Source organism: Rothia sp. HMSC061D12, assembly GCF_001836735.1.
Lineage (GTDB): Bacteria > Actinomycetota > Actinomycetes > Actinomycetales > Micrococcaceae > Rothia.
This window is the reverse complement of the sequence record NZ_KV830305.1, coordinates 248,172-263,779: the sequence shown is the minus strand read 5'-3', so window position 1 is coordinate 263,779 and position 15,608 is coordinate 248,172. Positions and strand designations below refer to the sequence as shown.

At 55.9% G+C, this 15,608-nt stretch carries 8 protein-coding genes; all 8 read left to right on the top strand.

From position 1 onward, the window contains the following. A partial coding sequence (locus HMPREF2682_RS01015) for a superoxide dismutase (protein WP_070830635.1) occupies window positions 1–1,876 on the top strand: 1,876 nt, incomplete at its 5' end. A 347-nt stretch (window positions 1,877–2,223) separates the two neighbouring features. Beyond that, complete coding sequence (locus HMPREF2682_RS01010) at window positions 2,224–4,347, top strand: peptidase (RefSeq protein WP_070830633.1); 2,124 nt, start codon at window positions 2,224–2,226, stop codon at window positions 4,345–4,347. Window positions 4,348–4,767: 420 nt separating this feature from the next. Then, the gene (locus HMPREF2682_RS01005; RefSeq protein WP_070830631.1) at window positions 4,768–6,600 is read left to right on the top strand and encodes an S-layer homology domain-containing protein; all 1,833 of its coding nucleotides are present in this window, start codon (window positions 4,768–4,770) and stop codon (window positions 6,598–6,600) included. Window positions 6,601–7,072: 472 nt separating this feature from the next. Next, entirely contained in the window at window positions 7,073–7,954 is an 882-nt protein-coding gene (locus HMPREF2682_RS01000) for an S-layer homology domain-containing protein (RefSeq protein ID WP_070830629.1), read from the top strand. Between the two features lie 360 nt (window positions 7,955–8,314). Continuing rightward, on the top strand, window positions 8,315–10,273 hold the full coding sequence (locus HMPREF2682_RS00995) for a gluconolactonase (protein ID WP_070830627.1): 1,959 nt from the start codon (window positions 8,315–8,317) through the stop codon (window positions 10,271–10,273). A 334-nt stretch (window positions 10,274–10,607) separates the two neighbouring features. Then, the gene (locus tag HMPREF2682_RS00990) at window positions 10,608–12,143 is read left to right on the top strand and encodes an S-layer homology domain-containing protein (RefSeq protein ID WP_070688840.1); all 1,536 of its coding nucleotides are present in this window, start codon (window positions 10,608–10,610) and stop codon (window positions 12,141–12,143) included. Window positions 12,144–12,511: 368 nt separating this feature from the next. Further along, window positions 12,512–14,077, top strand: coding sequence for an S-layer homology domain-containing protein (locus tag HMPREF2682_RS00985; RefSeq protein ID WP_049354789.1), 1,566 nt, complete (start codon window positions 12,512–12,514; stop codon window positions 14,075–14,077). A 274-nt stretch (window positions 14,078–14,351) separates the two neighbouring features. Then, window positions 14,352–15,608, top strand: a 1,257-nt coding sequence (locus HMPREF2682_RS00980) for a gluconolactonase (RefSeq protein WP_070830626.1), incomplete at its 3' end; no start/stop codon positions are given.

Below are 15,608 nucleotides of genomic sequence, written 5' to 3'. Positions count from 1 at the left end.
CCCGGAACAGGCGACCCCCGCCTCCCCCGTTGCGGCACAAGAGGATGTTAACGAGTCTGAGCAGACGCTTCCGCACGTGCGAGAAGAGCCCCGCAACCCTGAAATGGACGGGTTTAAAGTCTCTCCCGAGACTCTCAACATTTCTCGAGGCGGCACCGTAACGCTGACGACGCCTCCGCTCAGCGCTGAGTTCCGTCAGAATTACGAATTCTACGAATTTTCTCTGGTCGAACGCGGTTCTTCTTACTTCCATCTTGGGCATAACTACTTCCGCACGCCGGGTACCCAGTACGGCTACGTCTTTGACCGTGAGCCCAACCCGAAGCAGATGGTAGAAAACCCGGACGGGAGCTATACCTTCTTCCTTAATGTTCAGCCGCTCATTATTGAGGCTGAAGAAGGCACTCTTTTCGACGTCATTCTGACGTACTACCAGAAGGGCTACCATCCGGGGCCTTGGCAGTCTGATCTCCGTCTCGTGGCGCGTGCACCTATTAATGTTGTGCAGGACCCTAAGCCTACCGAGACGAAGTACATTTTCGGTACCTCCGCGATTGATGACCCGTGGAAGGATACGACTCTGACGCTTGAGGGGTTCCACATTACTGCGAGCGGTAATCGTGAATACCTGGGAGGTCCGGCGCTTCTGGCTCTTTATGAAGTCGACCCGAAGACCGGAAAGATTGTAGGCGAACCGGCATTCACCGATTGGATTCTGTATACGGATTGCGGTGAGTTCTGTAGCGGCTTCCTGAATGAGCATTTTAAGACGTCTATTACGATTCCTGGGGGAACGCTTAAGCCGGGTAAGGTCTATAAGATTGGTTTCTACGGTAAAGACCGTCCGGAGGATGAGAATTACCCCGGTGAGTTGCTGAATGATGTTGCAGATTTCATTCCGGTACGTTCGCTTAATAAGGAATCGGCTAGCCCTGAGATGTTTCTGAAGGCTACGACGGTGAGCCCTTATGATGGGGAAAATATTCTGCCGGTACGTGCTGTGGGTCTGAAGAAGCAGCCTGGGGTTTCTTACCGTTTCTCGGTGCAGCATGTTGATGAGCAGGGACGCTTGACCGGTCAGAAGGCGCTGGACCAGGAGATTGTTGCTGAGAGCATCCATGACGGCACGGTGGATGAGAAGCTGAACGTCCTCGGTAAGGCACTGAATTATGACGGCTCGTACAGGCTCGTTTTGGAGAAGGTGACTGCCGGTAAGGACGGTGCGGTTGAGGCGGTTGAACAGCTTACTTCGAAGGACCTGCAGCTGGAGGTGACGAAGGATAAGGAAGGCGATGTTGCCTGGGAGTGGTTTAGGCATCGTCAGATTCTTCCTGAGTTTTCTGATTCAGGTAGGAACAGCTATATGACGCGCCGTGATATTACGGTGGCGTTGTACCGTCTGGCGGGTTCCCCGAAGGTGGAGCTTCCGGCTACGAGTCCTTATGGAGATATCACACCGGATGACCCGGATTATGCGGCATATATTTGGGCTCGTCAGCAGGGCGTGACCTTTGGCTGGGTTGACGGGAATTTCCACCCGTATGTGCAGCTTTCTCCTCGCTCTATTGTTGCGTTCCTGTACAGGTATCAGCGTTCGCGCGGTAAGGTGTCCCCCAGTTTGCCGACTGCCGCACCGCAGCCTCGTAATGGTAGCTTGCCGGGGTCGAAGGATTCTGAGCTGAGCACTAAGAATTGGGCTACGGAGTTGGAGGAGGGTAGCGCTTTTTGGCGTGAATCTCGGTGGGCTGTACAGCAACGCATTTGGGGTTACGCCAAGGATGGGCGACACGAGTACTTTACGTGGGAGCAAACGCCCACCGATGACTTGGCGTTGATGCTGTACCGCATGGAGCACGGCGGCAGCCACCTCAAGTAGCCGCCTCAAGTAGTTGCCGTGAAGTAGCTATTTGAGAGTCGCCTCCTGCGGCAACGCGGCATATTGTTGTGTTGCTTTACAATCGGTGATGGCGGGCTGAAATTTTCGGGCTGATCGCCCGGTTTTTCAGCCCGCCAGCACTTTCGCTCAGGCGAATGGTGCACCCCTTTTTCTACTCAACTTCTCGTTCATTTTCACCGTTCATTTCTCCCCTTCCACTCAACGTTTTCCTTCACTCACTTCAATCACCGTACAGAATGCCACTGTGCAGAAAACCACCCTGCAGAAACCACCGTGTAGAGAGCCCGGTATAGAAAGCACAGTGCAGAACATTAGATGGGATAACCGTGTCTTCTTTCTTCCGACCAACCACAGTTCAGGGCGCTAAGACGCCTGCCCAGAAAAACCGCCTTCAAAATACCCAGGGTAAAAAGGCAATCAGCCTCTCCCTACTGCTGGGTATGACCCCGGCTCTGGCGGTCACACCTGCTGTGCATGCTGATGCGGCGCAGGCGAAACCCGCACAGGTGGAGCCTGCTCAATCGGATGCGGCGAGCGCCGCCTCCCCTGCCGCATCGTTGCAGGCAACCCCCGTAGCTGCCGCCCCCGGTGTCTCAGGTACAGGTGCCGCAGCCGCTGGCGTCAGCGATGCCGACAAGATTGATTTGAAGGTCACCACCGGCACTCTCAATATTTCTCAGGGCGGCACGGTGTCCGTGACGACTTCCCCGTTGACCCCCGAGTTCCGTAAGAAGTACAAGCTCTTCCAGTTCGGTCTCGTGAACCGTGGTACCGGTTACGAGTGGTCCCGCACCGGCGAGGCAACCCAAAATCCTCTGTACCGCGGCAAGGTCGATCATCTTCGAGAAGACGGTATCGTCCACGACAACCCGGACGGAAGCCTCACCTTCACCTTTGAGGTCAAGAAGCAGACCATCCGGGCGACCCCTTCGCCTGCCCTTGACGTGGTGCTAACCTACTACCCGGCGGGTGAGCGCGAGCCGAACGCCGATGAGTATGAGGACCCCCGCCTTACTGCCCGCACTCCGCTCAGCCTGACTCAGGACCCTGAGCCGGATCATACTACTTACGTGTACAGCATGCCGGCGATTGATAACCCCTGGGTTGATACGCAGCTGACGATTGAGGGCTACCATATTCTCTCTAAGCAGCTTGTTGAGCCGGGGAGTGCCCCGGCGTATCTGATGCTGTATGAGGTTGACCCTGCAACGGGAAAGATGGTGGGCAAGCCTGTTTTCACCCATAAAGTTCGTTATACGGATTGCGGCGAATACTATTGCTGGAGTTTCCTCAACAACTATTTCTCTGCTGATGTGACAATTCCTGCGGGTACTCTGCGACCGGGCAAGTCGTACATGATCGGCGTCTACAGCGGCCTCTTCCCGAATCCGGATGAGGAGAAGGTACCCGGTAGCCTTTTGACGGATGTTGCCCCGTTTATTCCGGTGCGCTCGCCTAACTCGAGCACCGAGGTGAAGGATGCCGCCCCGGTTCTGCGCGTTGAGCCGCAGCAGATGGACCAATATCGTTCTGATTCACCGCAGGTGAGCCCCTATTGGGAGAAGAACACGTTGCAGGTGCGTGCCGTGAACCTGCCGAACCTCGCTGAGGGCCATTACCGCTTCTCGCTGCAGGCTACGGATGCTTCTGGCAATCTGACCGGCCAGAAGGCGCTGGAGCAGGATATTTCGGCTGACCGTATCCAGAGCGGTTACACGGAGGCGACCCTCACCGTTCCCGGTGAGGCGCTGAATTATCAGGGCGGCTATAAGCTGGTGGTGGAGAAGGTTCTTCCCGGTCAGGGTGGTGCCGCGGATTCTGTGCAGCAGGTTGTTTCTACTGATCTTGGTTTGGTGGTGAACGCGTTTGAGGAGCGTGAGGCTGCGAAGAGGTGGTACAAGGCTCAGCAGCTTCCCAAGTCAGATCTCTATTATTCTGAGGATATGACGCGCCGTGATGTGACGGTGGCTCTTTATATGTTGGCGGGTTCCCCGAAGGTGGAGCTTCCGGGGGCCAGCCCGTATCCGGATGTTCAGCCCAACGACCCGGACTATGCCGCGATTGTGTGGGCTCGTCAGCAAAGCATTACGTTCGGTTGGGCGGATGGCAAGTTCCACCCGGATGCAAAGGTTTACAATTCTTCGGCAGTGGCGTTCCTGTATAGGTATCAGAGGGCGCAGGGTAAGGTTCCTGCGGCGAAGCCTCGTCCTGTTTCTTCGGCGTCAAAGAAGAGTAGTCTGCCGGGTGGTTCTTCTGAACGCGGGTGGAATACTGTTCTTGGCTGGCATTACTCGTTCCGTAAGGAGTCCCAGTGGGCGATTGATCAGCACATTTGGGGTTATATCAGCGAACAGTCTACCTATGAGGCGTATGTGCCGTCGTTTATTGGGCACACGGAACTCGCTACGATGCTGTACCGCATGGAGCACGGCGGCAGCCGTCTCACATAGTGTCCCGTTCTCGGTGTTAACTATTTTGGGTAGCTTTCGTCAAATAGGCGACTTTATGGCTCTGTTTATGTGCCACTTTTATTGTGGGTGACTTTTATGTTGCCTTGCCCACCGCATTGTGAATATTCTCAACCTGCAGAGGTTGCATAGGTGCGAATTTTTCGAATGCGGTGGGTTTTTTGCGCTTTCTTTTTTGTACAGTGACCAGCGTTTGTGCTTATCAGCACAATATTTAGGCATATTTTCCACGTCATGCACATACTTTTTAAAGCTATACTTCACCTTAAGACATGCAATAAAACACACAGACATTTTTCGCGCTGATGACCTTTCAGGTTCCGGCATGTCTTAACTATTTGCTACGGTGTTTATGCGCACCACACTCGATGCGTGACACCGATAAAAACTGATTGGATAACAATGTCCTCACTTCCCAACCACATGCGCTTTGCGCTACCCAAAAACATGGCTAAGAGCGGCTGTGCCATCACCCTGGCTGGCGCCATGCTCTTGCCCCTCTCCCCCGCGTTTGCCGCACCTGCTACTCCGGTAGCAGCCCCGGCTGTTGCACAGGGTGAAGTTCAGGGTGCTCAGCATCTGCAGGTTACCTCCGGCACTTTTGATATTCTCAAGGGCGGCAACGTGACGGTTAGCGGCTCCGGTTTCTCCAAGGGCTTCGCTGCAGGCAAGTCGTTCCGCCTGTACGTTGTTCCGAAGGGTGAAAGCGTTGCTTTCTCACCGCACCACCCGCGTGATTACCCCTTCTATGTTCAGGATGTTCCCGCCTCCGCCTTTGCGGCTGACGGTTCCGTGAACCTGACCGCTTCTATCGGCGCTAACTATCTGGAGGCCAATGGCTCGTCCTTCGATGTTGTGCTCGGTTACCGCGATGACGCTGAAGACGGCTGGATTCCCGCGGATGAGGTTCGTACTGAACTAAAGGTTGCGGATGTTCCCGCCGTTGATTCCCCCACCCTGTCGTACAGCGCTTCGTCGGTGAATTCTTCTGAGAACGCTAAGGTCACCGTGAACGGTGCCGGTTTCCAGAACATTTCGTACAACGGTAGCGAGTCGCTAATTGTTGCGGTTCGTGCGGTTGATCCGGCGACCGGTAAGGCGACCGGCCCCGCGCTGGCTCAGTCGGAGGCTAAGTTCACCTCCTACTCTGCTTTCTTTGGTCAGTACATGGGTTACACCAACGGCCGTTTCTCGACTGTTCTGGATATCCCGGCGGGTACCTTGAAGTCCGGTAGCTCCTATGTTGTGCAGACTTTCGAGTTCAACGTTCCGGAAGATAACGATGAGGCGAACAGCCAGGCGCTGAGCACTCAGGCGTTTGTTCCGGTGAACGGCGAGAACGTTAAGAAGGCGTCTCCTTCGGTTTCTTTGAGCACTGACAAGGTGGATCTGAGCTCTTCGACCACTATCCGTGTGAAGGGTAAGGACTTCAATGTTCCGGCTGGCGCTACCGTGAACGTTCTGTTCTCTGAGGCTGAGGCTGACGGCAACCCGACCGGTGAGGCTCTGGATAGCATCACTCTGAACGCTGACCGTGTGGCGACCGGCGCGTTTGAGACGACCGTTAACGTTGACGGCACCAAGCTGGATGAGGATAGCCACTACGCTATTTTCGTAACCATCAACTACGCCGATGGTCAGCGTGAGCGCATCGCGGCTGATTACCTGACTCTGACCGGTGAGTCTGCGAACAAGAAGGCTCGTGAGCGTTTCGCTGATGTTCCGGCTGCTCACGCGAACCACAAGGCTGTTCTGTGGGCTGCTGATCAGAATCTAATTGATTCTCGTGAGAAGGATTGGTTCGGCGTTAATGATGATGCGACCCGCGGTGAGCTGACTGTTGCGCTGTACCGCATGGCTGGTTCCCCGAAGGTTACCCTGCCGGCTACTAGCCCGTACCCGGATGTGAAGACCGATGACCCGAACTACGCTGCGTACATTTGGGCTCGTCAGAAGGGCATTACTTTCGGCTGGTCTGATGGCAAGTTCCACGCGAATGCGTCTGTCTCTAATGCTACTGTTGCGGCGTTCCTGTACCGTTTCGATGGTAAGAAGCCGGTTGCTGCGACTGAGGCGCCGTACACCGATGTGAAGGTCGGTTCTGCGTTCTACCGCGAGATCACTTGGGCTAAGCAGCAGAAGCTACAGGTTTTCCCGGGCTCTGAGTACCACCCGTCTGCGCTGGTGAGCCGTGGTGAGCTGGCTGGTTTCTTGATGAACTACAAGGTCCGCTAGGGCTCTATAAGGTTCACTAGGGCTTTATAAGGTTCGCTAGGACTAGTCTCTAGGGTCTATGGATTATGCCGGGCTGGCGGCGATGAAACGTTGGTTTTATCCCGCCGGCCCGGCTTTTCTGTGCCCTTGAGGGGCAGCTACAAGGTGCTTACAGGGCGCCTCAAGGGGCGTGATCGGAGCTGTTGTCCGCTAATGTTCCGCGGTTTTTCGAGGTATTTTTGCCGGCTAACACGCTAATGTGGGCTGTACCGCATGTGGGGCGCGCCTCATGCGGTACCCGCTATTGGGTGGATTTTTGGGGTGCACCACTCCCCTTTTTCACAATTGTTCCATGGAGTGTAAATTAATATTTTTCAAGCTGTGGTTTATGCTTAGGACTGTTGCGCCCCTTGGTGCGCGCCCGTTTCCGGTTGGGCGTTTGTTGTGCGAGGGAGCTCATCACACACCGAAACATCAACCACATTGAGGATTTATGTCCCAGGATTCTAAGCAGTCGACTGATACTGCCCATAATTCTTCTGCGCCTCTGCTGGCACCGGAGGGCACCCACGATACTTCTTCTCAGGATGCCGCTAAGAAGCGTAAGCGCCGCCGCATTGAGCTGGCTGTTGGCGCTGTGGCACTGGCGGGTGTTTTGTATCTGCCGTTCTCTCCTCTTTTCTCTTTCTATGATTCGTCGGAGGCGCGTCTTTCTTCGGCGGATACTGCTGCGCCGGCGACCGCTTCGGCGATTTCTACTTCTGCTCTGGTGTCGAGTTCTTCGACCCAGGGCCCGAAGATTCTGCGTCCGTCCGTGACCGCGCCGGATGCGAACACTATTTTTGCTGATGCCCCTGAGGATTCTGCGTACTATGCGGGTATCCGTTGGGCTGTTCGCACCCAGACGATGGAGCCGGTTTCTGAGGACCAGTTTGGTGCTGAGGATCCGGTGACTCGTGGCGAGTTGATCACCATGTTCTATAAGCTGGCGGGTTCGCCGGCGGTGACCCGTCCGGCGCATTCGCCGTATGCGGATGTTGATGAGTCTGACCCGAACTATGATGCGTACCTGTGGGCGCGTCAGGAGCGTATTACGTCCGGTTGGGTTGATGGTAAGTTCCATGCGGAGGCGCGCCTGTCGAATGCTTCCGCTGCGGCGCTTCTGTACCGTGCTGATGGTGCGCAGAAGATTCAGATGTCGGGTACTTCCCCGTTTAGCGATGTTTCGTCTGCGACTCCGTTCTACCGTCAGATTGTGTGGGCGTCGCGCCATGGTGTGTCGACGGTGTCTGAGGGTAATGCTTTTGAGCCGACGGCTCAGACGTCTCGTGGTCGTGTTGCGATGATGATGTACCTGTACTTCCGCACTTCATAGTTTTCGCACTGCCTAGTTTTAGCGCTTGGTTAGTGTGTGTTTGGTGGCCCCGTACTCCTTGAATGGAGTGCGGGGCCGCTTGTGTTTTTGAAGACTGTTGTTTTGAGGACTGTGCGCGGGGTTCAGCATCCTGGGTTCAGTTCTTAGCGGTTGGTCAACCTGGGAAAACCCTCAGAACCTTCAAGTCTCTCTTGAGTGTTTCCTGACTTCTATTCACCCCTTTGATAGGGTGAAAATGTCCCCGAAATTGGCGGGGATATTCGACCACTTCTCATTGGGTTGGCGCAGATTCGACGAAGATTTCTCACTCCCTTTTAGAAACTGCATTGGCGCGATGGGTCCGACCGATAAGGAATGATTATGTCCGCTCTTCCGAATTTCAAGGCTTCGTCCTTCTTCCGTGCAGCACGGGGTTGCGGTGCATTGGCGTTGGCTGGCGCGATGGTTTTGCCGATGGCTCCGGCGCTTGCCCAGAATGTTGCCGCAGATGCTCCTGCAGTTGCGGCGGCTGGTTCTCTGCCGGCTGACCCTGCTCCGAAGGCCGCTGTCGCCCAGAAGACTGATGCTTTCGCCCCGCACTGGCGCTACAACGCGCTGAAGGATACCGGTAACGATCAGGTTCTGAACTTCTCAGGTTGGGGTTTCAATGGCGATATTAACTCCCCAAAGGGCGTTCAGATTGTTGTGCGTGAGAAGACCCTGAGGGCGCGGGTTCTGGCGGTTAGCGACATCATCGAATATAACCACGAGGAACTGGCTTTTGCTTACCAGGGCGGCTATGTGACCGGTACCGTCAATATTCCGGCGAACACCCTGAATAAGGCAAAGCAGTACGTTGTCGAGGTGTGGGGCAACAACGGCTACGAGGGCGACGAGTTCATTACCCCCGTCGTGGGTAAGGCACCCGAGGGTCGTGGCACCCTGCTCGCTTCTCAGACGCTGAACTTTAACGGTTCTGATGGTTCGCAGGCTGCGGATGTTCCGGGCGCTAAGGCTGTCCAGGAGGACGCTCCGACATTCGACGTTCTGTACGACGGCAAGAATCCGCTACTGTACACCTTTGAGGGCGGCACCGTCCACGTGAAGGGTTCGGGTTTCACCAAGGAGTGGCGTGAAAAGCACGGCAATGTAGCGGTTTACCTGGCCGCTTCTCAGGGTGTTCCCGATGGTGACCTTCTGCCCGCTGATGATACGCCGCTCCGTTTTGAGGAGGGTAAGGACTTCACCATTGCCGAGGATGGCACCCTGGATGCTCAGCTGACGGTCAAGCCGGACGTGCTTCAGCGCTACTACGAGCCTCGCAACTACTTCCCCGGTATCCCGCGTTACGAGGTGCGTTACGAGGTTGACCTGGTTGCTGAGAAGCAGGGTCAGCCCCCGCTGACCGTTGAAGATCTGTGGGCTGGCAAGAACGTGGTGCGCCGTATTGCGGTGCATACTCAGGCGTTCCGCCCCAGCCCGTTTGCCCCCGAGGTGAAGTACAAGGCTCTGGGCGACACCACCGCGGATCAGGATATTTACTTCTCGGGTACCGGCTTCTACGGTGAGATTGCTTCCCCTAAGGGTGTTCAGTATGTAATCCGTGAGAAGGGTTCGAACACCCCGGTTCTGGCGACGAGCGACCTCATTGAGTACAACCATCACGACCGCGCCTTTGAGTTTGTGAATGGTGAGCTGTCCGGTAGCGTAAAGGTTCCGGCGAACACTCTGGATCCCGCGAAGAAGTATGTCGTAGAGGTTTGGGGTAACAACGGTTACGAGAACGGCGAGTTCGTCGCCCCCGTTGTGGGTAAGGCACCCGAGGGCCGCGGTACTCTACTGGCTTCTCAGGACCTGAAGTTCAAGGGCTCTGACGCTGTTGAGGATAAGAAGCCTAGCTTGACCGATGAGCAGCGTAAGGAGCGCGCTACCCGCGGTGAGCTGGCGGTGGCTCTGTACCTTCAGGCCGGCGCGCCCGAGGTGAAGCTGCCCGAGACCTCCCCCTGGCCGGATGTGAAGACTGACGACCCGAACTACGCTGCGTACATTTGGGTTTGTGAGAAGGGTATCAGCTACGGCTGGTCGGACGGCAAGTTCCACGCGGACGCTGGCATCTCGAACGCTACCGTTGCGGCGTTCACTTACCGCGCGGCTGGTTCTCCTGCGGTGACGGGTAATTCCCCCTACGTGGATGTTAAGCCTGGTTCTGCGTTCTACCGTGAGATTCTGTGGGCTAGCCAGAATTTGACTACGGTGTACGGTGGTCAGTATTTCATTCCTCAGCAGCTGCTGACTCGCGGTCATCTGGAGACTGTCCTGGCTGCTTTCCAGTCTCGCTAAACATAGCCAGCTGAACACCCCCGTGTTCCCGAGCAGGTTTTCTGCCCAGGAGCGCGGGGCTCTGTTTTTGGGGTTTAGCGTGCTGAGTTTAGCGTGCTGGGTTCTCAGTTCTTAGTGGCTGGTCAACCTGTGAGACCCCTCAGAACCTTCAAGTTTTTCTTGAGCGTTTCCTGACATCTGTCCAACCCTTTGATAGGGTGAAAATGTCCCCGAAACCGACGGGGATATTCGACCACTTTTCTCATTGGGTTGGCGCAGATTCGACGGAGATTTCTCACCCCGAAACCCTATGAAACTGCATCATCCCGGTGGGTACGACCCGTAAGGATGATGTATGTCCTCGCTTCCGAACTCTAAGTCTTCGTTCCTCCGTGCGGCGCAGGGTTGCGGCGCACTGGTGCTGGCTGGTGCGATGGTTCTGCCGATGACTCCGGCACTCGCCCAGGATGCGGCACCTGCTGCTAATGCACCGGCGGCAAATGCTGTGACCCCCAAGCCTGCGGCTCAGGATGTTGCCGCGCAGCCGACGTACTCCACCGACTATGACACCATTTTTTACACCGGTGAGGGCGGCACCGTGACCCTGAAGGGTACCGGTTTCACCAAGGAATGGCGTGAGCAGCACGGCACCGTTGTCTTCTACATTGCTGCTACGAAGGATCGCCCCGGTAATGCTGAGCCTTCCACCTCGATGCTTCGCTTTGAAGAGGGCAAGGACTTCACCATTGCCGATGACGGCACTTTTGAGGCAAAGCTGACCATCAAGGCTAAGGCTCTGGAGAGTTTCTACACTCCCATCGATTATTTCCCGGGTATCACCCTGGATGAGGTGCGTTACGAGACGGGTATTTTGACCGAGGCTAAGGGCCAGCCGCAGTCGAGCATTGAGGATATTTGGGCTCGCAAGAACGTTATCGCCCACCACCCGATGTACACCCGCGCCTACCATCCTGAAGTCATGGCACCTAAGTGGAAGTATGATGCTCTGAAGGACACCACGAAGGATCAGGAACTGCTGGTCCAGGGTGAGGGTTTCGTTGGTGAGGAGCTGCCCGGCCGTGAGGGTGCCATGTACGTGATTCGTGAGAAGGGCACCGGCACCCCCGTCCTGGCGATGAGCGATATGAAGTCCTACTATGAAGGTCCCGATGGCGTAACCCGCCTGGAGGGAGGCACTCTTTACCGCACCATCAAGATCCCCGCAAACACCCTGGATTCGTCTAAGCAGTACGTCATTGAGGCGTGGAGCGACTACGACTACGACCTCACCAAGAAGGACAGGCCTCTCATCACCCCGATTGTGGGTTTGGCGCCGGAGCACCGCGGTGTTCTTATGGGCCGTCAGGATCTGAAGTTTGAGGGTGTTCCGGACTTCATGGATGCTACTGCGCCCGCGCGAGAATACAAGACCTTCACCTCGAAGCTCACCTACCAGGAGCAGCAGCAGCGCGCTACTCGCGGCGAGTTGACTGCGGCGCTGTACGCTCAGGCTGGTAGCCCCAAGGTGAACCTCCCTAAGACCTCCCCCTGGCCGGATGTGAAGACCACCGACCCGAACTACGCCGCCTACGTGTGGGCTCGTCAGAAGGGCATTACTTTCGGCTGGTCTGATGGTAAGTTCCACGCGGATGCCGGCATTTCGAACGCTACCGTTGCGGCGTTCACCTACCGCGCAGCGGGTTCCCCGGCTGTTTCCGGTGTTTCTTCGTTCACGGATGTTAATCCGAGTTCCGCCTTCTACCGTGAGATTCTGTGGTCCACGCAGCAGTATGTCATCAATCCGGATTTCGGCGCTTTTAATGCGACGGACCTGGTGAATCGTGGTCAGCTGGAGCAGATGCTGTTCAACTTCCAGAATCGAGCTAAGTAGAACGGTGCCAAGTAGAACCACGCTGAGTAAGGCGGACTAGTTCTACGCTGAATACCCCGTGTTCCAGAATGGTTTTTCTATTCGGGAACACGGGGTTTTCTATGCCCGTTTTCTCTGCTTTTTTCTGCATCTATTTTTGGGTGCTCGCGGAATCATTGCGGCACAAAAATTCAAAACTTTCAACTATTCCTTGAGATTTCTCGCGACTTCTCATTAAGGGTTTGATATGCTGAGGCTACCCCCAAAACCGATGGGGATAATCAACGATTTTCTTATTGGATTAGCGCAACTTCGACGGTGAAGATTCGGCCGGAAATCATCCTGCAGGAATTGCAAACATCCAATGGGACGTACCATAAGGATGCTTTATGTCCTCACTTCCGAGTTCTAAGTCTTCATTCCGCCGTGCAACGCAGGGTTGTTGCGCTCTCATGTTGGCTGGCGCTATGGTCCTGCCGATGACTCCGGCGCTGGCTCAGGATACAGCACCGGTCACTAACATTTCTGTCCCTAACGCACCGGTTGCCGATACCGCCTCCCCGGTTTCTCAGGACGTCACGGATGGCCCGTCTTTCACCATTGATTATGGGGAGGGTGCGGCTTTGTACACCGATGAGTACAACGAAATTACGGTGAGGGGCACCGGCCTCACCAAGGAATGGCGTGAGCAGCACGGCAAGGCAGTCCTTTACATTGCCGCTACAGAGTATCATCCCGATAACGTTGAGCCTTCAAGGTCGGTGCGTTTCTTTGAAGAAGGTTGGCGTTTCCCTATTGCCGATGACGGCACTTTTGAGGCAGAGCTGACGATCAGATATGGCGACCTGGAGAGTTTCTACACCCCCGCTTATGGGGTCCCGTATTTCCGCGGGGAGGATGTGCACTATGAGATTGGCATCCTCACCGTGGGCGAGGATCAGCCGTGGCCGACCATTGAGGATATTTGGGCTCGTAAGAACGTGGCTATTCACAAGCCAATATATACCCGTCGCCATCCTGAAATTATCGGGGCCCACTGGAGGTACGATCCACTGAAGGACACCACGAAAGATCAAGAGCTGATGATTAAGGGTGAGGGTTTCAGCGCGTATGAGCTCCCCGGTCGTGAGGGTGTCATGTACACGATTCGAGAGAAGGGCACCGGCACCCCCGTCCTGCTCATGAGCGAGATGGAGCGCTACTACGAACGTAGCGATGGCGTAATGGCGCTGTGGGGAAACGCTGTTTACCGCACCATCAAAATTCCCGCGAACACTCTGGATCCGTCTAAGCAGTATGTCCTTGAAGCATGGAGCGACTATGGCTATGTCAACCAGACGGATAAGACTCTCATCACCCCGATTGTGGGTTTGGCGCCGGAGCACCGCGGTGTCCTTATGGGCCGTCAGGACTTGAAGTTTGAAGGTCTTGAGGAATTCACGAATGTATCTCTACCCAAACCCAAGTATAAGCATCTCTTCTCAAAGCTTAGCGATGAGGAACAGCAGCAGCGTGCTACTCGCGGTGAGCTAGCTGCGGCACTGTACCTTCAAGCTGGCGCCCCCAAGGTGAACCTCCCGGCGGTCTCCCCGTGGCCGGATGTGAAGACCACCGACCCGAACTTCCCCGCCTACGTGTGGGCTCGCCAGAAGGGCATTACTTTTGGCTGGTCTGATGGTAAGTTCCATGCAGATGCAGGTATTTCACGCGCTACTGTTGCCGCATTCACCTACCGTGCAGCAGGTTCCCCAGCTGTTTCCGGTGTTTCTTCGTTTACGGATGTGAATCCGAGTTCCGCCTTCTACCGTGAGATTTTGTGGTCTGCTCAGCATGGTGTCATTAACCCGCAGAGGGGTATTTTTGAGGCGACCACGATGGTAAATCGTGGTGAGCTGGAGCAGATGATGTTTATTTTTCAGAACCGCACTGACTATGGTGGGCTGGTTCTAGTCTGAGTCATAACCCCGTGCCCCCTGAGAGTCTTCTTCTCAGGATGCACGGGGTTCGGTTTTTATCGGCTGATCAATCTGTGAAAAACCTCGGAACCTTCAAGCTTCTCTTGAGTGTTCTCTGACATCTGCCTGAGGGTTTGATAGGGTGAAAATGTCCCCGAAACCGACGGGGCTTCCAACCACTTTTCTCATAGGGTGTATGCAGATTCAACGGCGAATTCCCTACCCGCCGTTGATTCCGCAGGACCCGGCGAAAAACAACTTTTAAGGATGTGTTATGTCCTCGCTTCCGAACTCTAAGTCTTCATTCCTCCGCGCAGCTCAGGGTTGCGGCGCGCTGGCGTTGGCTAGTGCCATGGTCCTGCCGATGACCCCGGCGCTCGCTCAGAACGCGGCTCCTACCGCTGATGCAGCCGTTGCAGCCGCCGCCCCGCAGGTTGCTCACCAGGACGCTGCGGATACCCCAACCCTGGATGTATCCATCCCTGACGGTTACAAGTACGACGGCGTGAACCCCTTCCTCATCACGACCGAGGGCGGTACCGTTCATGTGAAGGGTACGGGCTACACCAAGGAGTGGCGTGCACAGCACGGCACCGTGGCGCTGTACATTGCCCCCGCAAAATACGCGCCCTCTGGCTACGAGATTCCGACTTCGAAGATGCTGCGCTTCGTGGAGGGCCAGGACTTCACCATTTCTGATGACGGCACCTTCGAGGCTGACCTGAAGGTTGAGGCGTACAAGCTTGCCGCCTACTACTTCATTGACGACGATATTTTCCACGACCCGACCGGCGGCACGAAGTACGATGTCCGCTACGAGATTCGTGTGGTCGCTGAGCAGAAGGGTCAGAAGCCGCTGACCGCTCAGGAGCTGTGGACCAGCAAGAACGTGGTGAGCACTCGGGTGCTGAACACTCTAGGTGAGAAGCCGGCGCCGTTCGCACCGCGCCTGGGCTACAACAGCGTGGCTGACCCCGCCAAATCGCAGAATCTGAACGTTGGCGGTCAGGGGTTCAACGGCGATATCCACTCCGTTAAGGGTGTCCAGTTCGTGGTTCGTGAGAAGGGCTCGAACACCCCGGTTCTGGCAACCAGCGACATTATCGAGTTTGACCACCCCACCCAGGCTTCGGCCTACCGTGACGGCAACCTGAACGGTACCGTGAATCTTCCGGCAAACACCCTGAATGCTTCGAAGAAGTACGTGATTGAGGTCTGGGCTAACGACGGTTACAGCGAGACGGGCGAGCTGCTCGCACCGGTCGTGGGCAAGTCCACCGAGGGTCGTGGCACCTTGCTCGCATGGCAGGACCTGGACCTGAACGGCACGAACGGTTACCGGGAGGCGAACCTGCCCAACGCTCAGGACCCCAATGAGGACGACGATCAGAAGCCTGCTCCTTCTGATGAGAAGCTGAAGACCCCCGCTACCCGCGGTGAGCTCGCAGCTGCCCTGTACATCCAGGCGGGTACCCCCGAGGTGAAGCTGCCCGAGACTTCTCCCTGGCCGGATGTGAAGACTGACGACCCG

Bases quoted from the DNA above. Each gene is read 5' to 3' on its own strand.
- HMPREF2682_RS01005 (WP_070830631.1), top strand. From the start codon at position 4,768: ATGTCCTCACTTCCCAACCACATGCGCTTTGCGCTACCCAAAAACATG.
- HMPREF2682_RS01000 (WP_070830629.1), top strand. From the start codon at position 7,073: ATGTCCCAGGATTCTAAGCAGTCGACTGATACTGCCCATAATTCTTCT.
- HMPREF2682_RS00995 (WP_070830627.1), top strand. From the start codon at position 8,315: ATGTCCGCTCTTCCGAATTTCAAGGCTTCGTCCTTCTTCCGTGCAGCA.
- HMPREF2682_RS00990 (WP_070688840.1), top strand. From the start codon at position 10,608: ATGTCCTCGCTTCCGAACTCTAAGTCTTCGTTCCTCCGTGCGGCGCAG.
- HMPREF2682_RS00985 (WP_049354789.1), top strand. From the start codon at position 12,512: ATGTCCTCACTTCCGAGTTCTAAGTCTTCATTCCGCCGTGCAACGCAG.